Source organism: Pseudomonas fluorescens, assembly GCF_030344995.1.
GTDB lineage: Bacteria > Pseudomonadota > Gammaproteobacteria > Pseudomonadales > Pseudomonadaceae > Aquipseudomonas > Aquipseudomonas fluorescens_BF.
Genome location: NZ_CP128260.1, coordinates 3,861,211 through 3,884,179, shown reverse-complemented (window position 1 = coordinate 3,884,179; position 22,969 = coordinate 3,861,211). Strand labels below are relative to the sequence as shown.

The window sequence follows — 22,969 nt, the reverse complement described above, 5'->3', positions numbered from 1 at the left end:
TTGGCTGTCCATGCCAGACGGGCATTCAAACAGCCGAGGGGTTAACTGGAGGCCTCGGCGTCGGCTTCAGCGAAGGCTTCACGGGCAAGCCGGAAACTGTCCACGGCTGCCGGGACGCCGCAATAAATACCGACCTGAAGCAGAATTTCGCGTATTTGCTCACGACTCAGGCCGTTACGCAAGGCGCCGCGCACATGCAGTTTCAGTTCATGCGGACGGTTGAGCGCCGAGATCATCGCCAGGTTGATCATGCTGCGCTCCTTGAGCGACAGGCCGTCGCGTCCCCAGACGTGGCCCCAGCAGTATTCGGTGACCATTTCCTGCAACGGGCGGGTGAAGTCGTCGGCGTTCTTGATCGAGCGCTGTACATAGGCTTCGCCCAGCACTTGGGTGCGGATCTTCAGGCCCTGCTCATACTTTTCGTTGCTCATGTGTCCTCCGCTCAGCCCAGTGTCGGCAAAGCGCCGAGCTTGCCCTTGTGATAGATCATCGGCGTCACCGGTTGCTCCGGCAGGATCAGGTTCTTCACCGCGCCGACGATGATCGCGTGGTCGCCACCGTCGTATTCGCGCCACAACTCGCACTCGATGATCGCCGTGGCCTTGGCGAGGATCGGGTTACCCAGCTCGCTCAAATGCCAGTCGATGCCGTTGGCCTTGTCCTTGCCTTTGCCGGCGAAGGCGTAGGCCTCGGCGGTCTGGTCGGCGGACAGCAAATGGATCGCGAAACGCTTGCTGTCGCGCAGCACCGGGTAGGTGTCGGAGGCGTAGTTGGGGCAGAACAGAACCAGCGCCGGATCAATCGACAGCGCACTGAAGGCGCTGGCGGTGATCCCGACGATGCTGCCATCCGGGTCGAGGGTGGTGACCACCGTGACCCCGGACGGAAACGAGCTCATGACGTCTTTGTAAATGCCGGGTTCGATCATGTCGCAGGACTCCTAACGCATCACAAACGGATCAGGCATCGGCGCCTGGGAGAGGTTGATCCACACCGTTTTCAGTTCGGTGTAGGCCAGCACCGAATCGATGCCGCTTTCGCGTCCATAGCCACTGTTCTTGAAGCCGCCGATCGGTGCCATCGCCGACACCGCGCGGTAGGTGTTGACCCAGATGATCCCCGAGCGCACGTCCCTGGCCAGGCGATGGGCGCGGCCCAGGTCGCGGGTCCAGATGCCGGCAGCGAGGCCGAACTGCGAGTCGTTGGCAATCGCCAGCGCTTCGGCTTCGTCCTTGAAGCGGATCACCGAGGCCACCGGGCCGAACACTTCTTCCTGCATGATCTTCATCGAATTGCGGTCGCACTCGAACAGCGTCGGCTCGTAGAACCAGCCATCGCCCACACCGCTCGGACGCTTGCCGCCCAGACGCAGACGCGCGCCTTCAGCGATCGCATCAGCCACCAGACCTTCCACTACTGCCAGTTGCTGCGCGGTGGCCATCGGGCCCATTTCGCTGCTGTCGTCCTGCGGGTTGCCGATGCGGATGCGCTGGGCGCGTTCCGCCAGTCGGCTGACGAATTCGTCGTAGATTTCATCCTGCACCAGCAGTCGCGAACCGGATACGCAGCTCTGCCCGGACGCCGCGTAAATCCCGGCGATGGCGCCGTTGATCGCACTGTCGAGATCGGCGTCGGCGAAGATGATGTTCGGTGACTTGCCGCCCAGCTCCAGCGACAGCTTGGCGAAGTTCTCGGCACTGCTGCGCACCACATGCCGGGCCGTAGCCGCGCCGCCGGTGAAGGCGATCTTGCGGATCAGCGGATGGCGGGTGAGGGCAGCGCCGGTGCTCGGGCCGTAGCCGGTGACCACGTTGACCACGCCCGGCGGAATCCCGGCTTCGAGGGCCAGGCGCGCCAGTTCCAGAATGGTCGCCGAGGCGTGCTCGGACGGCTTGATCACGATGGTGTTGCCGGCAGCCAACGCCGGCGCCAGTTTGATCGCGGTCAGATACAGCGGGCTGTTCCACGGAATGATCGCGGCGACCACACCCATGGCTTCGTGCACGGTGTAGGCGAACAGATCGGGTTTATCCAGCGGCAGGGTGCCGCCTTCGAGCTTGTCGGCGAGGCCGGCGGTGTAGTGGAAGAATTCCGGCAGATAACCGACCTGCCCCCGGGTTTCGCGGATCAGCTTGCCGTTGTCGCGGCTTTCCAGCTGCGCCAGTTGTTCCTTGTTTTCGGCGATCAGGTCACCGAGACGACGCAGCAGTTTGCCGCGCGCGGTGGCGGTCAAACCACGCCATGCCGGGCTGTCGAAGGCGGTCTGTGCGGCTTGCACGGCGCGTTCGACGTCGGCCTCATCCGCGTCGGGCAATTCGGCCCAGGGTTCGGCCAGCGCAGGGTTGAGGCTTTCGAAAGTCTTGCCGGAGAGGGCGTCGACCCATTCTCCGCCGATGCACATCTGGAAGCGTGCGAGCGTCATGCAACGATCCCCTTTATATGGTTTTGTCGGGCGTGTGCGGTGTCGAGAAATTCCAGCAGCGTCTGGTTCACCAGCCGTGGCGACTCTACCGGCATCATATGCCGTTGCTCGGGCAGCACGGCAACCTTTGCACCGGGAATGCGCGCGGCCAGTTGCTCGGCCATTTCCGGGGTCGATCCGGGGTCCAGTTCGCCGGTGGCGATCAGCGTCGGCGCCTGGATGCTGCCCAGATCGTCGGCGCGGTACATGTCCTGGGTGGCGAACAGTTCATAGGTGGTCAGATAGCCTTGCGGATCATTGCCGGCGAGAGTCTGGCGGATCGCGGCGATCTGCGCCGGGTTGGCCGCCTGATATTCGCGGCTGAACCAGCGCGACAGCGCCGCTTCGGCATTCGCGTCGGGCCCGTGTTCGGCAGCCTGCGCGGTACGGGCGATGACGCCGGCGCGTTGCTCTTCGCTGCGGTTGAACACGCTGTTGAGCACTACGAGGCTTTTCAGGCGTTCCGGGTAATGCAGAGCAAACGCCCGCGCCACCAGGCCGCCCATGGAAAAGCCGATCACCGATGCTTCGGGCAATTGCAGGTGGTCAAGCAACTCCAGCAACTGATCGGCATAGCCGAGCAGGGCGGTGCCGCTGGCCGGTCGCGGGCTGGCGCCATGGCCGAGCATGTCGTAGGCGATCACCCGGTATTGCGTGGCCAGGCCGACGATCTGGCCGCCCCACATTTCTTTGTTCAGGCCCACGCCGTGGATCAACACCACGGGTTGGCCTTGGCCGGTCGCCAGGTAACTGGTGCCGGCCGGGGTGAGTTCAGCGGTGAGCCGAATCATGGAGCGCTCCTGCAATGCCTTTTTTATTGTGATTACTGGGCTTTTTCGGCGGCCAGTTCTTCCAGATCGATGTAGCGGTTGCCGATGCGCGGGTGCAGGCGACCACCGTCGGCGCAGCCGAGCACCACGACGATTTCGTCGGCGCGCGGCGCGTCTTCGATCTGCATTTCCAGAGTGATGTAGTGCGAGCGCAGGCCTTCGTCGTCCTTGTGCATCATCGGGATCTGGATCGAAGTGCCCGGACCGCCGCGCTTGTTGGTGAAGCTCAGATAGCTCTTGGCCTTGACCGCTTCGCGGTAGTGATTGCCAAAGCGCAGGGTGTGGATCACCGCCGACGCGTGCTCGATTTCGCCATCGGCGCCGACCACTGCGGCTTTGCCGTAAGCCTCGATCTTCTCGGCGCCGCCGATGATGCCCACCAGCCGCTCGACCATCATTGCGCCGAGGTCCGAGCAGTTGGCGCGGATCTGCGGCTTGAGGTCTTCGACAAAGCCGTTGCCGACCCACGGGTTTTTCATCACGACGGCCAGGCCGACCATGGTCACAGGGGTATCGGATGCCTTGCCGCCTTCGATGAAGGTTTCTTCGACATAGCTGACGATCTTGCGAATTTCGAAACTCATGAGCTGCTCCGTAGGGGATAAAGAGTGTCTGTGCGTCTGATGGTATACCATAATACCGATCGTGCAAGTCCCCCTCGCAAGATTCCCTGCCATCAGTCGGACGAATGCCCGCGCATTCAGCTGCAGCTGGAGTCCCTTTCGGTTAACAAAAGATAACGTTGCGCCGATTGTCAGACGTTTCGAATGCCCGATAGGATGAGCCAGCTTCCGAAGGGGCTCTGGATGGCGGGTTTCAGGACTATGCTTGTGACCAGGCAGTCAGCGTGAGCACCCATGCGGCGCCCTTTAAGGTCCATGACCAACAATAATAAACAGGGGAAGGTCTATGAGTCGTTGCCGCCCGCCGGCGTTACGCAACACCGCGTTGCTGGCCACAGCACTCTCTCTGCTGGGCTTTGCCACACTGTCGGCGCCGGTTCTCGCCGCCGAAGCGCCAGCCGACGTGGTCTATTCCACCGAATCGGCCAAGGCCTCGAAAAGCCTGATGCTCGATGTCGTCCACGCCGGAACCCGGCTGGTGGCGGTCGGGGATCGCGGGCACATTCTCTATTCCGACGATCAGGGCAAGACCTGGACCCAGGCCAAAGTGCCGAGCCGCCAGTTGCTGACGGCCGTGTATTTCGTCGATGACAAGCACGGCTGGGCCGTCGGCCACGACGCACAGATTCTCGCCAGCGAAGACGGCGGCCTGACCTGGACCAAACAGTTCGAAGACCTCAGGCGCGAATCACCGCTGCTCGACGTCTGGTTCAAGGACGTCAACAGCGGCCTGGCCGTGGGTGCCTACGGCGCGCTGCTGGAAACCACCGACGGCGGCAAGCACTGGGAAGACGTCAGCGATCGCCTCGACAATGAAGACCAGTTCCACCTCAACGCCATCGCTTCCGTGAAAGACGCCGGCCTGTTCATCGTCGGCGAGTCGGGCAGCATGTTCCGCTCCGCCGACGGGGGCCAGACCTGGGAAAAACTCGAAGGCCCGTACGAAGGTTCGCTGTTTGGCGTGATCGGCACGGCGCAACCGCAAACTTTGTTGGCCTACGGTCTGCGCGGCAACCTTTACCGCTCCACCGATTTCGGCAGCACCTGGGAGCAGGTCGAACTGAAAGCTGCGCGCGGTTCGCTGGAGTTCGGCCTTTCCGGCGCCACGCTGCTCGAAGACGGCTCCATCGTCATCGTCGGCAACGGCGGCTCGGTGGTCAGCAGCAGTGACAACGGCGAAACCTTCAGCGTGTTCAACCGCCCGGATCGCATCTCGCTGTCGTCGGTCACCGCCGCCGGCAACGGCAATCTGATCCTGAGCGGGCAGGGTGGCGTTCGGGTGACGACTGCGAACGGCGCCGAGCTGGGCAAATGAGCCGAATCAATAATAAGAAGGCGGGGCTATGACTTCCTTGAGCACTCATCATCAGGACAAGGCGACGTTTCTCGAGCGCCTGATCTTCAACAACCGCCCGGCAGTGATCGTGATCTGCCTGCTGGTCAGCATTTTCCTGTTCTGGCAGGCCACGCTGATCCGTCCGTCCACCAGTTTCGAAAAGATGATCCCGCTCAAGCATCCGTTCATTGAAAAGATGATGGAGCACCGCAACGATCTGGCGAACCTGGGCAACACCGTGCGTATTTCGGTGGAAGCGAAGGACGGCGACATCTTCTCCAAGGAGTACATGGAGACCCTGCGTCAGATCAACGACGAGGTGTTCTACATCTCCGGCGTCGACCGTTCCGGCCTCAAGTCGCTGTGGAGCCCGAGCGTGCGCTGGACCGAAGTGACCGAGGAAGGTTTTGCCGGCGGCGAAGTGATCCCGCAGAGCTACAACGGCTCCCAGGACAGCCTCGACCTGCTGCGCAACAACGTGCTCAAGTCGGGTCAGGTCGGGCGTCTGGTGGCCAACGATTTCAAGTCGAGCATCGTCGACATCCCGCTGCTGGAGTCCTACCCGGACCCGCAGGACCAGGGCAAGCTGTTGGCGCTGGACTATCGCCAGTTCTCCCATGAGCTCGAAGACAAGATCCGCAACAAGTTCGAAGCGCAGAACCCCAACGTCAAGATCCACATCGTCGGTTTCGCCAAGAAGGTCGGTGATCTGATCGACGGCCTGGTGATGGTGGTGATGTTCTTCGGCATCGCTTTCGTCATCACCCTGATCCTGCTGCTGTGGTTCACCAACTGCCTGCGCAGCACCGTGGCGGTGTTGAGCACCACGCTGGTGGCGGTGGTCTGGCAACTCGGGCTGATGCACTTTTTCGGGTTCGGCCTCGATCCGTATTCGATGCTGGTGCCGTTCCTGATCTTCGCCATCGGCATCTCCCACGGCGTGCAGAAAATCAACGGTATCGCCCTGCAATCAGGTGAGGCGGACAACGCGTTGACGGCCGCACGGCGGACATTCCGTCAGCTGTTCCTGCCGGGGATGATCGCGATTCTGGCGGACGCCGTCGGCTTCATCACGCTGCTGATCATCGACATCGGGGTGATCCGCGAGCTGGCCATCGGCGCTTCCATCGGTGTGGCGGTGATCGTGTTCACCAACCTGATCCTGCTGCCGGTGGCGATTTCCTATGTCGGCATCAGCAAGCGCGCCATCGCCAAGAGCAAGAAAGATGCGCACCGCGAACATCCGTTCTGGCGCCTGCTGTCGAATTTCGCCAACCCGAAAGTCGCCCCGATCTCCATCGCCCTGGCGCTGGTCGCCTTCGGCGGCGGTCTCTGGTACAGCCAGAACCTGAAGATCGGCGACCTCGATCAGGGCGCGCCGGAACTGCGTCCGGACTCGCGCTACAACAAGGACAACAACTTCATCATCAGCAATTACTCAACCAGTTCCGACGTGTTGGTGGTGATGGTCAAGACCAAGTCCGAAGGCTGCTCGCGCTATGAAGCCATGGCGCCGATCGACGAGCTGATGTGGAAGATGCAGAACACCGAGGGCGTGCAGTCGGCGATCTCGCTGGTGACCGTGTCCAAGCAGATGATCAAGGGCATGAACGAGGGCAACCTGAAATGGGAAACCCTGTCGCGCAACCCGGACGTGCTGAACAACTCCATCGCCCGTGCCGACGGCCTGTACAACAACAGTTGCTCGCTGGCACCGGTGCTGGTGTTCCTCAACGACCACAAGGCTGAAACCCTGGATCGCGCGGTGCATGCGGTGCAGGACTTCGCCAAGGAAAACAACAAGGAAGGCCTGGAATTCATCCTCGCCGCCGGTAACGCCGGGATCGAAGCGGCCACCAACGAGGTGATCAAGAAATCCGAGCTGACCATCCTGATCCTGGTATACATCTGCGTAGCGGTCATGTGCATGATCACCTTCCGCTCCTGGGCGGCGACCTTGTGCATCGTGCTGCCGCTGGTACTGACCTCGGTGCTGGGCAACGCGCTGATGGCGTTCATGGGCATCGGCGTGAAGGTTGCGACGCTGCCGGTGGTGGCGCTGGGCGTGGGGATTGGCGTGGACTACGGCATCTACATCTACAGCCGCCTGGAAAGTTTCCTGCGCGCTGGTCTGCCGTTGCAGGAAGCCTATTACCAGACCCTCAAATCCACCGGTAAGGCGGTGCTGTTCACCGGTCTGTGCCTGGCCATCGGCGTGTGCACCTGGATCTTCTCGGCGATCAAGTTCCAGGCCGACATGGGCCTGATGCTGACCTTCATGCTGTTGTGGAACATGTTCGGTGCGCTGTGGCTGCTGCCGGCACTGGCGAAGTTCCTGATCAAGCCGGAGAAACTGGCGGGGCAGAAGGGCAATTCTCTGTTTGCTCACTGATCAGCGAGCCTGAAACGACAAAGCCGCAACCTTGAAGGGTTGCGGCTTTTTTATGGGGCAAGATCAAAAGCCCCTCACCCTAGCCCTCTCCCAGGGGGAGAGGGAACCGATCCGGGGATATTGGAAATCTACACCGACGTGAACGATTAGCTTTGAATCCATAATCGACCCGGTTTTTCAGGTCGATGTATCACGAAGAACAACTCGGTCAGTTCCCTCTCCCTCTGGGAGAGGGCTAGGGTGAGGGCAAGCGGTCTCAAGGCTTACGAAAGATCCGCCCCAAGCACAACACTCAAGGCGCTGCGCGCATCATCCAGCTGCACCAACGTCGCATGCCGCGCCCCCAACGCATCCCGGTTCTCGATCGCCGTCAAAATCGCCTTGTGCCGAGGCAACGCCAGCTCATGCAGATTCGGCCGCTGGTTCGAATGCTTCAAGGCCTCGGCAATCGCCACCGACAGCATGTTGCACAGGTTCGCCAACAAATCGTTGTGAGTCGCGTCGGCAATCCGGCTGTGAAAATCCAGATCCGGTTGCAACAAGGCTTCCGGGGTCGGCGCCGCTTCCATGCGTTGGTAAGCCTCGGCAATCGACGCGATGTCGGCATCGGTGGCGTGCTGGGCGGCGAGGGCGGCGGCGGCCGGTTCGATGATGCTGCGCACGCTGGTCAGGACGTTGAAGAACTCGTTCTGCGGGCTGCTTTGCATCAGCCAGTGCAGTACGTCCGGGTCGAGCATGTGCCATTCGCGGCGCGGCTTGACCACGGTGCCGACGCGCGGTTTCGAATACACCAGGCCCTTGGCGACCAGCACTCGCGTGGCTTCGCGCAACACCGGCCGGCTGACCGCGTACTCCTCGCAGAGCAAGGCTTCGGCGGGCAGCTTGTCGCAGGGCAGAAAGCGTCCGGAAACAATCTGCATGCCCAATTCCTGGACGATGCGCGAGTGCATGCTTTTACGGTCGGAAGGTTTGCGGTAATCCATGGGGAGCGGCGCGATCCTGAGCGATGGAGATGCCGCGCATCATAGCAGGCACCACACAGTCTTGAGGCAGATACAGAGCAAATGTGGGAGCGGGCTTGCTCGCGAAAGCGGTGTGTCAGACAAACACAGGTTGCTGACAATCCGCTTTCGCGAGCAAGCCCGCTCCCACAAGGGGATGGCGGTGTTAGTGGGAGTGGCGCGGGACTTCAGCCCCTCGGCAACCTACCAGGAAGTCGAAATCGCAACCCTGATCCGCCTGCAGCACATGGTCGATATACAACTGACGATATCCACCCACCAGCAATTGCTGCGGCGGTTGCAGATCCGCCATGCGCGCCGCCAGTTCAGCGTCCGGAATGTCCAGATGCAAACGCCCGCTGGCGCAGTCCAGCTCGATCCAGTCACCTTCCTTCACCGCCGCCAAAGGCCCGCCGGCCGCCGCTTCCGGGGCGACATGCAAGACAACGGTGCCGTACGCGGTGCCGCTCATCCGCGCATCGGAGATGCGCACCATATCCGTCACGCCCTGCGCCAGCAGCTTGGCCGGCAGACCCATGTTGCCGACTTCAGCCATGCCCGGATAACCCTTCGGCCCGCAGTTTTTCATCACCAGAATCGAGTTCGCATCGACGTCCAGTTCCGGGTCGTTGATCCGCGCCTTGTACATGTCGAAGTTCTCGAACACCACGGCGCGGCCGCGATGCTGCATCAGTTCCGGCGTGGCGGCTGACGGCTTGAGCACCGCGCCCAGTGGCGCCAGGTTGCCGCGCAACACACAGATACCGCCGTCGGCGCGAATCGGATTGTCGAGGGTGCGGATCACTTCGTCTTCGCCGTAGATCGGCGCGTCCTTGGTGTTCTCGCCGATGGATTTGCCGTTGACGGTCAATGCGTTCGGGTTGGGAATCAGATTGGCCTCGCCGAGGCGGCGCAGCACGGCCGGCAAGCCGCCCGCGTAGTAGAACTCTTCCATCAGGAAGCGCCCGGACGGTTGCAGGTCGACGATGGTCGGCATGCCGCGACCGATGCGGGTCCAGTCGTCCAGATCCAGTTCGACGCCGATACGCCCGGCGATGGCTTTGAGGTGGATCACTGCGTTGGTCGAGCCACCAATCGCCGCGTTGACCCGGATCGCGTTTTCGAAGGCCTCTTTGGTCAGGATCTTCGACAGTTTCAGATCTTCTCGAACCATCTCTACCGCACGCATGCCCGACATGTGCGCCAGCACATAACGCCGCGCATCCACCGCCGGGATCGCCGCGTTGTGCGGCAGCGAAGTGCCCAGTGCTTCAGCCATGCAGGCCATGGTCGACGCAGTGCCCATGGTGTTGCAGGTGCCGGCCGAGCGCGACATGCCGCCCTCGGCCGCGAGGAAATCGTCAATTGTGATGGTGCCGGCCTTGACCTGTTCGCTGAGCTGCCAGACCACGGTGCCGGAACCGATGTCCTTGCCCTTGTGCTTGCCGTTGAGCATCGGCCCGCCGGTGACGACGATCGCCGGCACGTCGCAACTGGCCGCGCCCATCAGCAGGGCCGGGGTGGTCTTGTCGCAACCGGTCAGCAGCACCACGCCGTCAATCGGGTTGCCGCGAATCGCTTCCTCGACGTCCATGCTCGCCAGGTTGCGGGTGAGCATGGCGGTCGGGCGCAGGTTCGATTCGCCGTTGGAGAACACCGGAAATTCCACCGGAAAACCACCGGCCTCGATCACCCCGCGTTTGACGTGTTCCGCGATCTGGCGGAAGTGCGCGTTGCAAGGGGTCAGTTCCGACCAGGTGTTGCAGATGCCGATGATCGGCTTGCCGTGGAACTGATGGTCGGCGATGCCCTGATTCTTCATCCAGCTGCGATACATGAAGCCGTTCTTGTCGGCCGTGCCAAACCATTGGGCGGAGCGCAGGGTGGGTTTTTTATCAGACATGATCGATTCTCTTATTGTAAGACTATTGTTTGCGAGCTTCGGCTAAACATAAGCTCAAAATCGACGGTTTGGAAGTGTTGTTGCGCAATTAGTATTACTATATAGTCGTTTTCGACGGAGGGATGGCCCTGGCGGTTTTCCGTGAGAGGCGTCCCCCGAGGTTCCATAAAAACAACAATCGGAGACCGATCTCATGAGCCAGGAACTGCGGCTTGTCCGGCGCATCACGCTGAAACTGATTCCCTTCCTGATCCTGCTGTACCTGATCGCCTATGTGGATCGCTCCGCCGTCGGCTTCGCCAAGCTGCACATGGGCGCCGACATCGGCATCGGCGATGCCGCCTACGGCCTCGGCGCCGGGCTGTTTTTCATCGGCTACTTTCTGTTAGAGATTCCCAGCAACCTGATGCTCGAACGCTTCGGCGCACGGCGCTGGTTCGCGCGGATCATGATCACCTGGGGCGCAATCACCATCGGCATGGCGTTCGTCCAGGGCCCGCACAGTTTCTACGTCATGCGCTTTCTGCTCGGCGCGGCGGAGGCGGGGTTCTTTCCCGGTGTTCTGTACTACATCACTCAGTGGTTCCCGGTGCGCCATCGCGGCAAGATCCTCGGGCTGTTCATCCTTTCCCAACCCATCGCGATGATGATCACCGGCCCCGTGTCCGGCGGCCTGCTGGGCATGGACGGCATCCTCGGTCTGCACGGCTGGCAGTGGTTGTTCATCGTCATCGGCACCCCGGCGATCCTGCTGACCTGGCCGGTATTGCGCTGGTTGCCGGACGGCCCGCAGCAAGTGAAATGGATGGACCAGGCCGAGAAGGACTGGCTGACCGGCGAGCTGAAAAGGGACCTGCAGGAATACGGCCAGACCCGTCACGGCAATCCGTTGCATGCGCTGAAGGACAAACGCGTGTTGCTGCTGGCGCTGTTCTACCTGCCGGTGACCCTGAGCATCTATGGCCTGGGCCTGTGGTTGCCGACCCTGATCAAACAGTTTGGCGGCAGCGATCTGGTCACCGGTTTCGTGTCATCGGTGCCGTACATTTTCGGGATCATCGGCCTGCTGATCATTCCGCGCAGTTCCGACCGTTTGAATGACCGTTACGGCCATCTGGCGGTGCTCTATGTGCTGGGCGCCATCGGCCTGTTCCTCAGCGCCTGGCTGTCGTTGCCGGTGGCGCAACTGGCGGCGTTGTGTCTGGTGGCGTTCGCGCTGTTTTCCTGCACGGCGGTGTTCTGGACATTGCCTGGGCGCTTCTTCGCTGGTGCCAGTGCGGCGGCCGGGATTGCGTTGATCAACTCGGTGGGCAACCTCGGCGGCTACATCGGCCCGTTCGTGATCGGCGCGCTGAAGGAATACACCGGCAACCTTGCTTCGGGCCTGTACTTCCTGTCCGGGGTGATGGTGTGCGGGCTGATTCTGACAGGCGTCGTCTATCGCTTGCTGGAGCGCAAGCATGTGCTCCCGGTCGAGCAATTTGCAGCGAGCGCACGCGGCGCAACCCGTACCTGAATCTGCAGAACCGTACACAACCCATGTGGGAGCGGGCTTGCTCGCGAATGCGCTGGGTCAGCCACCCTCACAGTTGAATGACACACCGCTTTCGCGAGCAAGCCCGCTCCCACAATGGGACGGTGCCGAACTCAGGATTTGTATAGAGGAGAGGATTCATGCATCTGGTTCAATTCGAATTAAGTAACGGCGAGCGCCGTGTCGGAGTGGTCGAGGACGGTCTGGTGCGTGAAGTGCAGGATGCGCGCACGGTTCGCGATCTGGCCATGGCCGCGATCGAGGCCGGCAGCACCCTCGCGCAGCAAGTGCAAACCCTGGGTCTGGGCATCAGCCACGACTACGCACAGTTGCTCAAAGACCTGCGCATCCTGCCGCCGCTGGACCACCCGGACCCGGCGCACATGTTGGTCAGCGGCACCGGCCTCACGCATCTCGGCAGCGCGTCTGCCCGGGACAAAATGCATCAGCAGGCCGGCGACGAAGCGGCGATGACCGACACCATGCGCATCTTCAAGTGGGGCGTGGAGGGCGGAAAACCCGCGGCGGGACAGGCCGGCGTGCAGCCGGAATGGTTCTACAAAGGCGACGGCAGCATCGTTGTGCGTCCCGGTCAGCCATTCCCGCTGCCGCCGTTTGCCGAAGACGCCGGCGAGGAGCCAGAGATGGCCGGCCTCTACATCATCGGCCACGACCGCAAGCCGTATCGCCTCGGTTTTGCGGTGGGCAACGAGTTCTCCGATCACGTCATGGAACGCAAGAATTACCTGTACCTGGCCCATTCGAAACTGCGCAGTTGCAGCTACGGCCCGGAGTTGCGCGTCGGTGAATTACCCCAACATCTGGCCGGCACCAGCCGCATCCTGCGCGACGGCGAAGTGCTGTGGCAGAACGAATTCCTCAGCGGCGAGGCCAACATGTGCCACAGCCTGGCGAACCTCGAATATCACCACTTCAAGTACAGCCAGTTCCTGCGTCCCGGTGACGTGCACATTCACTTCTTCGGCACCGCGACCCTGTCGTTCGCCGACGGCATCCGCACTCAGCCGGGCGACGTGTTCGAAATCAGCCAGGCCGAATTCGGCGCACCGCTGGTCAACGGCATCGCCCCGGTTGCAGCGGCATTCGAACCGGACAGCATCGGCACCCTTTAAGGAGATCCCATGACTCAGATTCTCGGTCACAACTACATCGGCGGTCGTCGCAGCGCGGCGGGCAACGTCAAGCTGCAAAGCATCGACGCCACCACGGGCGAGGCACTTCCCCACGATTTCATTCAGGCGACGGAGGCGGAAGTGGACGCTGCCGCCAAAGCTGCTGCAGCGGCGTATCCGGCGTATCGCAGCCTCAGCGCCGAACGCCGCGCGCAGTTTCTCGATGCGATCGCCGATGAACTGGACGCACTGGGCGATGATTTCGTCGCCGTGGTCTGTCGCGAAACCGCACTGCCGGCCGGGCGGATTCAAGGTGAAAGAGGGCGCACCAGCGGCCAGATGCGCTTGTTCGCCAAAGTCCTGCGGCGCGGCGATTTCTACGGTGCGCGGATCGACCTGCCGCTGCCGGATCGTCAGCCGCTGCCGCGTCCGGATCTGCGCCAGTACCGCATCGGACTCGGCCCGGTGGCGGTGTTCGGCGCGAGCAACTTTCCGCTGGCATTCTCCACCGCTGGCGGCGATACCGCGTCGGCGCTGGCGGCCGGTTGCCCGGTGGTGTTCAAGGCCCACAGCGGTCACATGGCCACCGCTGAACTGGTCGCCGATGCGCTGATTCGTGCGGCGGAGAAAACCGCCATGCCCGCCGGCGTGTTCAACATGATCTACGGCGGCGGTGTCGGCGAGTGGCTGGTCAAGCATCCGGCCATTCAGGCGGTGGGTTTCACCGGTTCGCTGCGGGGCGGACGTGCCCTGTGTGACATGGCCGCCGCGCGGCCTCAGCCGATCCCGGTGTTCGCCGAGATGTCGAGCATCAACCCGGTCATTGTGCTGCCCCAGGCCCTGGCCGTGCGATCGGAAACCGTCGCCCGCGATCTGACCGCTTCGGTGGTGCAGGGTTGCGGTCAGTTCTGTACCAACCCGGGTCTGGTGATCGGTATTCGCTCGCCGCAGTTCACCGCGTTTGTTGAGCAAGTCTCGGTGCTGATCGGTGATCAACCGGCGCAAACCATGCTCAATGCCGGCACCCTTGGCAGCTACGGCAAGGGTCTGGAAAAGCTCTTGGCGCACGCCGGTATCGAGCATCTGGCGGGCAATCCGCAGCAGGGTAATCAAGCGCAGCCGCAGTTGTTCAAGGCGGATGTCAGCCTGCTGATCGATGGCGATGAAGTGCTGCAGGAAGAAGTGTTCGGTCCGACCACGGTGATCGTCGAAGTGGCCGACAAGGCGCAGTTGAGCGCCGCGTTGCAGGGCCTGCATGGACAGCTGACGGCGACAATCATCGGCGAGCAGGCGGATTTCGAACGCTTCCAGGAGCTGACTCCATTGTTGGAGCAGAAAGTCGGGCGGATCCTGCTCAATGGTTATCCGACCGGTGTCGAAGTCTGTGATTCGATGGTCCACGGCGGGCCGTATCCGGCGACGTCCGATGCCCGTGGCACTTCGGTGGGTACGCTGGCAATCGATCGTTTCCTGCGCCCGGTGTGCTTTCAGAACTACCCCGACAGCCTGCTGCCGGAACCGCTGAAAAACGCCAACCCGCTGCGCATTCAACGGCTGGTCGACGGCAAACCTTCGCGCGAAGCCCTCTAACCGCATGATCGTTCCCAGGCAGAGCTTGGGAACGATCAAGAGCGGGGCTTTGAGCTATCATTGGCCCTTTCCCCCCTGAAAGACATGATTGCCATGACTGCCGTAACCGACACCCTTCTCAACGCCCTCGAACACTGCGGAATGGTCGAAATCGACGGCCTGCACGCTTTCGAATTTGCCCTCGACGAAGACGACAACCTGCACATCGAATGCATTGATGGCCGGGAAGCCAAGTCCTGGAAGTTCACCCCGGCTCAGGTGACAGCGGCGACGTTTGACCAAGGCCTGCAGAGCTGGTTGATCTTCGGTTTTTCCAGCGAAACCAAAACCGTTGGCGAACACCGTCTGGTTTGCCTCGGTGTACTCGGCAGCGCCGACGACGAGGATGAAACCGAATGAACATGCGTAAATTCTGGCCATTGCTGATGGCCGGCAGCGTCGGCGCGATGGGCCTTTCCAGCGCCTCGGCCGAAAGCTTCCAGTTGCTGGTCGGCTCCTACACCGCCGGCACCAGCGAAGGCATCTACCGGATGAACTTCGACAGCGCTACCGGCCAGATCGATGCCAAACCGCTGCAAGTGATCAAGAGTGAAAACCCGTCGTGGCTGACCCTGTCGAAGGATCAGAACCGGGTGTTCGTGGTCAACGAAAACGGCCCTGGCCAGAAAGATCCGGTCGGCCGGGTCAGCAGCTATTCCATCGATCCGAAGACCCACACCCTGACCCTGATCAATCAGGTGCAGAGCCTGGGCAACGAGCCGACCCATTCGAGCCTCAGCGGCGACGCCAGCCATCTGTTCGTCAGCAACTACTCGGTGGTTGAGGATCCGGGCGGCACTCTCGCGGTATTGCCGGTCGGCAGCGACGGCAAGCTCAAACCGGTGGTGCAGATGAGCGCGCACCCGGCGAGCCGGGTCAATCCCGAGCGTCAGGCCTCGAACCACGTGCACTCGACGGTGTCTTCGCCGGACGGTCGTTACGTGTTCTCCAACGATCTCGGTGCCGACAAGGTCTTCATCTACCAATTCGACCCGAAAGCCAACCCGGATCTGCCGCTGACCCCGGCGAAAACCGCGTCGGTGCAACTGCCAGCCGGCAGCGGCCCGCGTCATCTGCTGTTCAGCGCTGACGGCAAACACGCCTGGCTGACCATGGAAATGAGTGCTCAGGTCGCGGTGTTCGACTACAAGGACGGCGTGCTGACCCAGACGCAAATGGTCGATCTGGCTGCCGGCCAGCCGACTTCGGACAAGGCTGCCGCCGCGCTGCACGCGTCCGCCGACGGCAAATTCCTCTACGTCAGCAATCGTGGCACCGCCAATCAGCTGCTGGTGTTCGCGATCGATCCGGCCAGCGGTCAGCTCAAGGAACTGCAACGACGTTCGGTGGAAGGCGATCACCCGCGTGAGTTCAGCCTCGATCCGAGCGGCAAATTCCTGCTGATCGCCAACCAGAAGAGCAACCAGATTGTCGTGGTTGAGCGCGACGGCAAGACCGGTGTGCTGGGTAAAACCGTGCAGAAACTGCCGATGGACGCCCCGAGCGATCTCAAGTTTCTCGTGCGTCAATAAGCCGCAGGCCCCGGTCTGCGGGGCCTGAAGCGTTGTATTAATCCTGCTGATAACAGGTAATGTTGCAAAGCATTTCTAGCGATCAACCCTCGAGCGTTAAGTTTGCTTCACGGCCCAACCGGGCAAGCAAGCCAACTGAACACGAGGGTTACCGCCATGAACTTCAATCTCTTCTCGATCATCGCCGCTTCCGCCATCTCCGCCACCGTGGCCCTGCCTGCCAGCGCCAACGTTGAAATCAGCAGCAAAAAATCCCACACCCAGAGCTACACCCAGAAATACCTGCAACAGAGCGCCAACTTCTACGCTGCGCTGGATCACAAAGCCCAACACTGAAATTTCCGTCACACCCTGGAACTGCCCAAGGCTGCGATCCTTTGATCTTGTTTCTCAAAAAGCAAAATCAAAAGATCGCAGCCTTGGGCAGTTTTTTGTCTGCGTATCGACCGGCAATAGCTATTTTCAAACGGCGAGATAGACCGGCTAAATAATCAACGAAGCTGATGGTTACTATGGCAAACGCTGAGTGGTTACCCCGGCTTTTTTGATCGATTCTGTGGGCCTCGAAACATTGTCCACGGAGCACACATCATGGCCAGTTCAATCATCACTTCCGCCAAACGCGGCGCCTACGTGGCCATCGGTCTGTACCTGGTCATGGTGCTGTTTGTCAGTCTGGCGTCGCAGTCGCAACACAGCTTCGAAGCACCGATCGACGTCGCCCATCCCGGCATCCAGTTCGAACTCCGCTCGCAAAACGCGGCGGTGGATTCAGCTGAACTCGCGGGAGTCGGCGGAGCATGAAAGGTTACAGACTCTGGGTCATTGCCGGACTGGCGTTCATGACCAACGGTGCCTCGCTTCTGGGATTCGGTCAGGGCTCGGTCGGTGGACTGGCCCGGGCCATAGAGGCCAACCACACCATCGCGCACAACATCGAACGGGCCAATGCGCTGGGGCTGCTGGCCGGCAATCCGCCGGTGAAAACCCCCAGTGGTTTTCTCGGCCCGTTTGAAGTGGATTGCTCGGCCATCGGCATGTGTGAAGTGCTGGCGTAACGCGCTTACTTTTTCATGATGCCGGTGAACAGTTCCGATTCCAGAATCCGCTGCAACCAGGCCTGCAACCGCACGTAAGGCGTCTGCGCAAACCAGTCACGATCAACATGGGCGAACTGGCGAACGAACGGCAGCAACGCGATATCGGCCAGGCTTGGATGCCCGGTCAACAAGTAATCGCGACCCTCGAGCAGTTCATCGAGCTTTTGCAGGAACAACGCACCTTCTGCGCGATAAACCTCCATCGGCTGTTCCGGATAACGCTCGGCGTACTTGTAGCGATTCAAGTGAACCTTGAACACCTGATCGTTGGCTTCGATCAACTCGGCGATCCTTGAGTCGCCACCCAGCAGCCAGTTATCCGGATCATTCTGCGCCAGCGCCCAGTGCATGATCTCCAGGCTTTCATCGATCACCTGACCGCCCGCATCCAGCACCGGCACCGTGCCCTTGGGCGAGATCGCCAGCATCTGGGCTGGTTTGGCCTTGAGGCTGACTTCGACGATCTCCACCGGCACACCCGAATAACGCAGGGCCATCCGCGCGCGCATCGCGTACGGGCAGCGGCGGAAGGAATACAGCGTGTTCATTTCACCTCCAGTGTGCTCAAACCGTTGCCCTGGCGCTGTACCTGAATCTGCACCGGAATCCGCTCGTGCATTTCCTGCACGTGGGAGATCACCGCGACCTTGCGGCCCTGCGCCTGCAAGCCGTCGAGGGCGTCCATGGCCAGTTGCAGGGATTCCGGATCGAGGCTGCCGAAGCCTTCGTCGATGAACAACGATTCGATCTTCAATGTGCTCGACGCCATTGAGGCCAGGCCCAGGGCAAGGGCAAGCGACACCAGGAAGGTTTCGCCGCCGGACAACGAATGCACCGAGCGCAGCTCATCGCCCATTTCGGTGTCCATCACCAGCAGGCCGAGCATGCTGCCGCCGCGCTTGAGGCGGTAGCGTTTGACCAGTTGCCGCAGCTGCACGTTGGCGTGATGCACCAGCAGGTCGAGGTTGTAGGCCTGGGCGATCTTGCGGAAGGTGTCGCCGGTGGCCGAGCCGATCAGCGCATTGAGCCGCGCCCAGCGCTGATACTCGGCATAGGCGTCGGCGATCTGCTGCGCCAGCGCCTGATTGGCGTTCTGGCGGCGCTGGTCTTCGGCCTGCTCGGCGCGCAGTTCGGCGCATTGCTGTTCGCTGGTCGTGCACTGGTTTTGCAGGTCGGCGAGGGCGCTGGCGAGTTGTTCGGCATCCAGGTTGCCGTTGTGTTGAGCCTGATGATCGAGCAGACGTTGATCGCGTTCCTGCAACAACACCTTGGCCTGTTCAATGGCTTTTTCATTGCGCTGCAAGCGCTGGCGCAGTTCATCGACCTGCGCGTCATCAATCCGCAACAGGTCTTCGAGGCCGCCGTCATCCAGCTCCGGATGACGCGCGCGCCAGTCGGCAATTTTGCCGACCAGATCGCGGTCTTCGGTTTCCAGCGCTTGCAGGCGCTCTTGCTGCGCTTTGAGTTCGGCGGCGATTTGCACCCGCTGCGTACGTGCATCCTGCAGCGCCTGAGTCGTGGTGGATTCGGCATTGCGCGCCTGTTCCACGGCCTGTTCCAGTTGCTGCTGCCAATGCTCGGCGCAGGTGTTATCGCCCAGCAATTGCGCAAGCTTATGCTGGCTGGCGAGTTGCTGTTCGGTCAGCGTGTTGAGCTGCTGCTCAGCGTTTTGCAACTGCTGCGCACGGCCCTGTTGGCGATCCTGTTCCTTCTCGAGCGTTTGCTGGCGTTGTTGTTGCTCGGCCAGCTCTTCTTTCTGTTGATCGACTTGCGCCAGACGTTCAGCGATCTGCCGGTCAAGCTGCATAAAGGTCGCGGCCGGTTCGGCGCGCAAGGCATCAAGGGTATCGCTCGGCAGCAGTGTGGCGAAGGCTGCCAGTTCTTCGTCCAGCCGCTGACGGTCAGCGCTCAACTCGCGTTGCTGATTGCTCAGGTGCTGCGACGCTTGCTGGTGTGCCGTCTCGGCCTGACGCAATTGCTGGGTCAGGCGCACCGCATCCTGTTGCAGCGTGAGCAGGGCGGTCTGGCGCTGTTCGTCCTGGGTGATGCTTTGGTTCAGTTGTTCATTCTGGCGGGTCAACCACGCTGCGCGTTTGTCAGTGTCCTGATTCAGCAACGCTGCCGCCAGCGGATGCGCCTCGATGCTCGGCGTCAGCGTTTGCTGGTGTGCCGCCAGTTGTTCCTGCTGTTGCAGCAACTCTTTCTGTTGGGCAATCACGCCACCGACGCTGGCGCGCAGCTCGGTGAGTTTTTCCTTGAGTTGATCGACCGCCTGCTGCGCGCTGGCCTGTTCGTTTTCGTCGTGACGACCGAGGCTTTGCAACAGGGCTTCCGGCTGGTGATACGGGTGCTCGTTGCTGCCGCAAACCGGGCACGGCTGGTCGTCCTGCAACTGCGCGCGCAGCTCTTCGACACTGGCACTGCGGGCCAGACGCTGACGTTCGAGCAGTTCACGGGTGACGTTGAGGGTCTGTTCGGCGACAGTCAGCTCGGACTTGGTTTTCACCCCGTCCTGGGTCAGTCGCTCGCGCTCCTGTTGCGCATCGAGCTGACGCTGTTGCAGTTCGGCACTGCGCTTGTCCAGGTCCTGCTGACTGGCCCACAGGCGTGTCAGGTCTTCGATGGCGCGCAGTTGCTTGCGGTTGTCCTGCAACAGAGTGCCGAGGATGCCGATCTGCTCGGCGACCGCGTCCGGTTCGGCGCCGGCCTCCTTGAACAGTACTTCCAGCTGCTGCTTCTGCGTGGCGAGCGCTTCGATTGCACGGGTGGCGTTTTCTTCGAGAGACGCCAGTTCGCCTTGGCCCTTGTTCAGCCGATTACCGATCAGCATCAGTTGCTGCAAGCGGTCGCGATAGGCATTCCACGCTTCGCTCAACAGTGACAAGTGAGCGCTTTGCTCAAGATCGGTGGCAATGCGCTGCAAGCGTTCAGCGACCTGTTTTTGCTGATCGAGCAGGTTCTGGATCGCGCTCTGGCCCTGAGTGCAGGCCTGTTCTGCGGCTTGCTTCGCTTCGGTGCCGGACGCGACATCCTTGGCGAGGCGGGCGAGGGTGCTTTGCTCATCGAACGCCTGACGCAACAGTGGCGCGCTTTCGCTCTGTTGCGTTTGCGCCTGGGTCAGGGTGATCTGTGCTGTGGCGAGATCCTGTTCCAGCCGAGTCTGGCGCTCAGCCAGTTCGCCTTGCTGCCGGGTGTGCGCACTGATTTGTTCCGCCAGCGGCGTCAGCAGTGCATCAAGTTCGGTTTTGCGGGCGAACTGGTGCCGTTGCGGGGCGAGTTGTTCCAGGCGTGTGAGCTTCAGGCGCTCACCGGCCAGCGATTCCTGTTCGTGCTCGGCGCTGCGCAGTTGTTCGGCGGCGGCTTGTTGCGAGTCTTGCAGCCGCAGCAGTTCCTTGAGCCAGTCGTGCTGCTGCTCGATCTGCTTGAGCTGCGCCTGCTGCAACTTCAGTTGTTGCTGGGCGGCGTTGAAGCGTTCGTCCAGTTCGGCGCGGGCCTCGGGCGCCAGCGGGGTCACGCCGGTGGCCTGATCCTGCAACAGCTTGTGGGCTTCGCGAGCCTCTTTGGTCTTGTCGAACGCGCGACGGCCGAGGCGGGTGTAGAGCGCCGTGTCGGTCAGTTTTTCCAGCAGTTCGCTGCGGTCGTTGTCGTCGGCCTTGAGGAAGGCGCTGAACTCGCTCTGGGCCAGCAGCACGGCGCGGGTGAACTGTTCGAAGTTCAGGCCCAGTGCGGCTTCGAGTTGAGTCTTGTACTCGCCTTTCTGGCTGGCGAGCAGTTGATCCTGATCGATGTCGCGCAGGCTCTGACGGCTGGCCTGCAACTTGCCGCCGGCCTTTTCCCGGGCGCGGTTGGCTTCCCAGCGTGCGCGATAGCGACGGCCGTCGACGCCGACAAAATCCACTTCGGCAAAACCTTCACCGGTGCCGCGACGCAGCAGGGTGCGCGGGTCGCCTGTGGCGATTTCGCCGTCGGCGTCCGGCACCTTGGCGTCACGCCCGGTGTTGTTCAGACGCGGCACGGCGCCGAACAACGCCAGGCACAGGGCATCGAGCAAAGTACTTTTGCCGGCGCCGGTCGGGCCGGTGATCGCGAACAGACCGGCGCTGGCCAGCGGTTCGGCGGTGAAATCGATCTCGAACGGGCCTGCCAGCGAGGCGAGGTTCTTCAAGCGAATGGCGAGGATCTTCATGGCTGCTCGCCCTCCATCTGTACGTCTTGCAGCAGCTCGGCGAAGTCCTTGAGGGTTTGCTCGTCGACTTCGCTGCCGTAGTTGTCGAGCCAGGCGCGGCTGAACAATTCCTGCGGCGTGAGCTGGTCCAGTTCGATCAGCGCGCTGCCGTCTTCGGCGCTGTCAGCGCCACGGTTGCCGGCATATTCGGCGGCGATTCGCACCAGTCGCACAGCCTTGCCTTGCAGGGCGCTTTCGACCTGATGGCGCAGATCCGGTTGCGGCTCGTCGAGGGTCACACGCACTTCCAGCCATGGCTGACGCTGGGTTTCGGCCAGCAGGTCGATGTTCGGCAGGTCGGCCAGTTGCAGCAGAATTTCGGCCAGCGGTGCAGGGCCGAGGCGTTGCAGATTGACGGAGCGGGGGATCAGCATTGGCTCGACGCTGACCAGGGTTTCGCCGTCTAGCACGACATCGAGAACCTGGTGCTGATAACTGATTTCCGAGAACGACAACGGGATCGGCGAGCCGCTGTAGCGAATCCGTTCTTCGCCGTTGACCTTCTGCGGCTTGTGCAAATGGCCGAGGGCGACGTAGCTGATGCTCGGCCCGAACAGGCTGGCGGGCAGGGCTTCGGCGTTGCCGATGATCAGGCTGCGCTCGGAGTCTTCCGACACCGAGCCGCCGGCCATGTGCGCATGGCTGATGGCGACCAGCGCCTGGCCCGGCTGGCGCTTGGCGTTGGCCGCCTCGATCAGCCATTCATGCACCTGGCCAATCCCGCGCAGATAGTTATCGCCCAGATGCGCGCCGGTCACTTCGGCAGGCCGCAGGAACGGCAGCGCCAGGCACCACGCGGCGATCTCGCCGGAAGCATTCGGCAGCGGCAACAACAGACGTTCCGCATCCAGTTGCCCGTCATCCAGCCACAGCACCCGACCCAGCGCATGGGTGCGCAAACGCCGCATCAACGGCGCGGGCAATTCGATCCGCGAACCGGAATCGTGGTTGCCGGCGATCATCACGATGGTCAGCAACGGCTGCTGTTCGTGGGCGCTGACGATGAAATCGTAGAGGCGTTCCTGGGCTTTGACCGGTGGATTGACCGTGTCGAAGATGTCGCCGGCGATCAGCAGCACGTCCGGCTGCGCCAGCTTCAGTTGACGCAGCAGCCACTCGAGAAAACAGGCGTGCTCGAAATCGCGCTCCTGGCCGTGCAGGTTCTGCCCAAGGTGCCAGTCGGAGGTGTGAAACAGACGCAAGGCTGACTCCGCAATATAAAGAGGTGATGGCCGCCGGAAAAAAGCACGGCGAAAAAAGAAGAGAGTTT

Annotated in this window: 20 protein-coding genes; 10 read left to right on the top strand and 10 right to left on the bottom strand. The window is 61.8% G+C overall.

The window, feature by feature from the left end; genetic code table 11:
* Positions 1–41 precede the first annotated feature (41 nt).
* The 5 genes from QR290_RS17160 to QR290_RS17140 are packed head-to-tail and all read right to left on the bottom strand — an operon-like array spanning position 42 to position 3,875.
* Positions 42–431: a carboxymuconolactone decarboxylase family protein gene (locus QR290_RS17160; RefSeq protein ID WP_289203174.1), complete on the bottom strand. Its 390-nt coding sequence runs from the start codon at positions 429–431 to the stop codon at positions 42–44.
* 11 nt (positions 432–442) lie between these two features.
* Entirely contained in the window at positions 443–928 is a 486-nt protein-coding gene (locus QR290_RS17155; RefSeq protein ID WP_085731891.1) for a flavin reductase family protein, read from the bottom strand.
* Between the two features lie 12 nt (positions 929–940).
* Entirely contained in the window at positions 941–2,422 is a 1,482-nt protein-coding gene (locus QR290_RS17150) for an aldehyde dehydrogenase (protein ID WP_289203173.1), read from the bottom strand.
* The gene (locus tag QR290_RS17145) at positions 2,419–3,252 is read right to left on the bottom strand and encodes an alpha/beta fold hydrolase (protein ID WP_085603067.1); all 834 of its coding nucleotides are present in this window, start codon (positions 3,250–3,252) and stop codon (positions 2,419–2,421) included. Before QR290_RS17145 ends, QR290_RS17150 begins: the two co-directional genes overlap by 4 nt.
* Positions 3,253–3,284: 32 nt before the next feature.
* Entirely contained in the window at positions 3,285–3,875 is a 591-nt protein-coding gene (locus tag QR290_RS17140) for an amino acid synthesis family protein (RefSeq protein WP_007957412.1), read from the bottom strand.
* Between the two features lie 325 nt (positions 3,876–4,200).
* Here QR290_RS17140 and QR290_RS17135 point away from each other — a divergent pair, with 325 nt between their 5' ends.
* Together QR290_RS17135 and QR290_RS17130 are read left to right on the top strand one after the other, a co-directional pair.
* Complete coding sequence (locus QR290_RS17135) at positions 4,201–5,229, top strand: WD40/YVTN/BNR-like repeat-containing protein (RefSeq protein WP_289203172.1); 1,029 nt, start codon at positions 4,201–4,203, stop codon at positions 5,227–5,229.
* 28 nt (positions 5,230–5,257) lie between these two features.
* Entirely contained in the window at positions 5,258–7,642 is a 2,385-nt protein-coding gene (locus QR290_RS17130) for an efflux RND transporter permease subunit (protein ID WP_007957414.1), read from the top strand.
* Between the two features lie 263 nt (positions 7,643–7,905).
* Here the strand turns inward: QR290_RS17130 and QR290_RS17125 are convergent, their stop codons facing one another.
* Positions 7,906–8,625 carry a FadR/GntR family transcriptional regulator gene (locus tag QR290_RS17125; protein ID WP_115078210.1) on the bottom strand — a complete coding sequence of 240 codons (720 nt, stop codon included), beginning with the start codon at positions 8,623–8,625 and terminating at the stop codon, positions 7,906–7,908.
* Between the two features lie 184 nt (positions 8,626–8,809).
* The gene (locus QR290_RS17120) at positions 8,810–10,546 is read right to left on the bottom strand and encodes an IlvD/Edd family dehydratase (protein WP_011334608.1); all 1,737 of its coding nucleotides are present in this window, start codon (positions 10,544–10,546) and stop codon (positions 8,810–8,812) included.
* Positions 10,547–10,739: 193 nt separating this feature from the next.
* Between QR290_RS17120 and QR290_RS17115 the strand changes: the two genes are divergently transcribed.
* From QR290_RS17115 to QR290_RS17080, 8 genes are all read left to right on the top strand, one after another.
* Complete coding sequence (locus QR290_RS17115) at positions 10,740–12,062, top strand: MFS transporter (RefSeq protein ID WP_115078209.1); 1,323 nt, start codon at positions 10,740–10,742, stop codon at positions 12,060–12,062.
* 158 nt (positions 12,063–12,220) lie between these two features.
* Positions 12,221–13,213, top strand: coding sequence for an AraD1 family protein (gene araD1, locus QR290_RS17110; RefSeq protein ID WP_289203171.1), 993 nt, complete (start codon positions 12,221–12,223; stop codon positions 13,211–13,213).
* Positions 13,214–13,222: 9 nt separating this feature from the next.
* Positions 13,223–14,803, top strand: coding sequence for an aldehyde dehydrogenase (NADP(+)) (locus QR290_RS17105; RefSeq protein ID WP_289203170.1), 1,581 nt, complete (start codon positions 13,223–13,225; stop codon positions 14,801–14,803).
* A gap of 93 nt (positions 14,804–14,896) precedes the next feature.
* A complete protein-coding gene (locus QR290_RS17100; protein ID WP_115079960.1) occupies positions 14,897–15,202 on the top strand; it encodes a DUF5629 family protein in 306 nt (101 codons plus the stop codon).
* Complete coding sequence (locus QR290_RS17095; protein ID WP_115078206.1) at positions 15,199–16,374, top strand: lactonase family protein; 1,176 nt, start codon at positions 15,199–15,201, stop codon at positions 16,372–16,374. Before QR290_RS17100 ends, QR290_RS17095 begins: the two co-directional genes overlap by 4 nt.
* A gap of 156 nt (positions 16,375–16,530) precedes the next feature.
* Complete coding sequence (locus tag QR290_RS17090; RefSeq protein ID WP_115078205.1) at positions 16,531–16,710, top strand: hypothetical protein; 180 nt, start codon at positions 16,531–16,533, stop codon at positions 16,708–16,710.
* A 255-nt stretch (positions 16,711–16,965) separates the two neighbouring features.
* Positions 16,966–17,178, top strand: coding sequence for a hypothetical protein (locus QR290_RS17085; protein ID WP_007959321.1), 213 nt, complete (start codon positions 16,966–16,968; stop codon positions 17,176–17,178).
* A complete protein-coding gene (locus tag QR290_RS17080) occupies positions 17,175–17,432 on the top strand; it encodes a hypothetical protein (protein WP_115078204.1) in 258 nt (85 codons plus the stop codon). Before QR290_RS17085 ends, QR290_RS17080 begins: the two co-directional genes overlap by 4 nt.
* Before the next feature lie 5 nt (positions 17,433–17,437).
* Here the strand turns inward: QR290_RS17080 and QR290_RS17075 are convergent, their stop codons facing one another.
* From QR290_RS17075 to QR290_RS17065, 3 genes are read right to left on the bottom strand one after another with little or no spacing between them, the layout of a single operon-like run.
* The gene (locus QR290_RS17075) at positions 17,438–18,022 is read right to left on the bottom strand and encodes a glutathione S-transferase (RefSeq protein WP_289203169.1); all 585 of its coding nucleotides are present in this window, start codon (positions 18,020–18,022) and stop codon (positions 17,438–17,440) included.
* The gene (locus tag QR290_RS17070) at positions 18,019–21,660 is read right to left on the bottom strand and encodes an AAA family ATPase (protein WP_289203168.1); all 3,642 of its coding nucleotides are present in this window, start codon (positions 21,658–21,660) and stop codon (positions 18,019–18,021) included. Before QR290_RS17070 ends, QR290_RS17075 begins: the two co-directional genes overlap by 4 nt.
* Positions 21,657–22,901 (bottom strand): exonuclease SbcCD subunit D C-terminal domain-containing protein, encoded by a 1,245-nt coding sequence (locus QR290_RS17065; RefSeq protein WP_289203167.1) that lies wholly within the window; start codon positions 22,899–22,901, stop codon positions 21,657–21,659. Before QR290_RS17065 ends, QR290_RS17070 begins: the two co-directional genes overlap by 4 nt.
* Positions 22,902–22,969 lie beyond the last annotated feature (68 nt).

Coding starts and splice junctions, on each gene's coding strand:
- QR290_RS17160 (WP_289203174.1), bottom strand. CDS start 431: ATGAGCAACGAAAAGTATGAGCAGGGCCTGAAGATCCGCACCCAAGTG.
- QR290_RS17155 (WP_085731891.1), bottom strand. CDS start 928: ATGATCGAACCCGGCATTTACAAAGACGTCATGAGCTCGTTTCCGTCC.
- QR290_RS17150 (WP_289203173.1), bottom strand. CDS start 2,422: ATGACGCTCGCACGCTTCCAGATGTGCATCGGCGGAGAATGGGTCGAC.
- QR290_RS17145 (WP_085603067.1), bottom strand. CDS start 3,252: ATGATTCGGCTCACCGCTGAACTCACCCCGGCCGGCACCAGTTACCTG.
- QR290_RS17140 (WP_007957412.1), bottom strand. CDS start 3,875: ATGAGTTTCGAAATTCGCAAGATCGTCAGCTATGTCGAAGAAACCTTC.
- QR290_RS17135 (WP_289203172.1), top strand. CDS start 4,201: ATGAGTCGTTGCCGCCCGCCGGCGTTACGCAACACCGCGTTGCTGGCC.
- QR290_RS17130 (WP_007957414.1), top strand. CDS start 5,258: ATGACTTCCTTGAGCACTCATCATCAGGACAAGGCGACGTTTCTCGAG.
- QR290_RS17125 (WP_115078210.1), bottom strand. CDS start 8,625: ATGGATTACCGCAAACCTTCCGACCGTAAAAGCATGCACTCGCGCATC.
- QR290_RS17120 (WP_011334608.1), bottom strand. CDS start 10,546: ATGTCTGATAAAAAACCCACCCTGCGCTCCGCCCAATGGTTTGGCACG.
- QR290_RS17115 (WP_115078209.1), top strand. CDS start 10,740: ATGAGCCAGGAACTGCGGCTTGTCCGGCGCATCACGCTGAAACTGATT.
- araD1 (WP_289203171.1), top strand. CDS start 12,221: ATGCATCTGGTTCAATTCGAATTAAGTAACGGCGAGCGCCGTGTCGGA.
- QR290_RS17105 (WP_289203170.1), top strand. CDS start 13,223: ATGACTCAGATTCTCGGTCACAACTACATCGGCGGTCGTCGCAGCGCG.
- QR290_RS17100 (WP_115079960.1), top strand. CDS start 14,897: ATGACTGCCGTAACCGACACCCTTCTCAACGCCCTCGAACACTGCGGA.
- QR290_RS17095 (WP_115078206.1), top strand. CDS start 15,199: ATGAACATGCGTAAATTCTGGCCATTGCTGATGGCCGGCAGCGTCGGC.
- QR290_RS17090 (WP_115078205.1), top strand. CDS start 16,531: ATGAACTTCAATCTCTTCTCGATCATCGCCGCTTCCGCCATCTCCGCC.
- QR290_RS17085 (WP_007959321.1), top strand. CDS start 16,966: ATGGCCAGTTCAATCATCACTTCCGCCAAACGCGGCGCCTACGTGGCC.
- QR290_RS17080 (WP_115078204.1), top strand. CDS start 17,175: ATGAAAGGTTACAGACTCTGGGTCATTGCCGGACTGGCGTTCATGACC.
- QR290_RS17075 (WP_289203169.1), bottom strand. CDS start 18,022: ATGAACACGCTGTATTCCTTCCGCCGCTGCCCGTACGCGATGCGCGCG.
- QR290_RS17070 (WP_289203168.1), bottom strand. CDS start 21,660: ATGAAGATCCTCGCCATTCGCTTGAAGAACCTCGCCTCGCTGGCAGGC.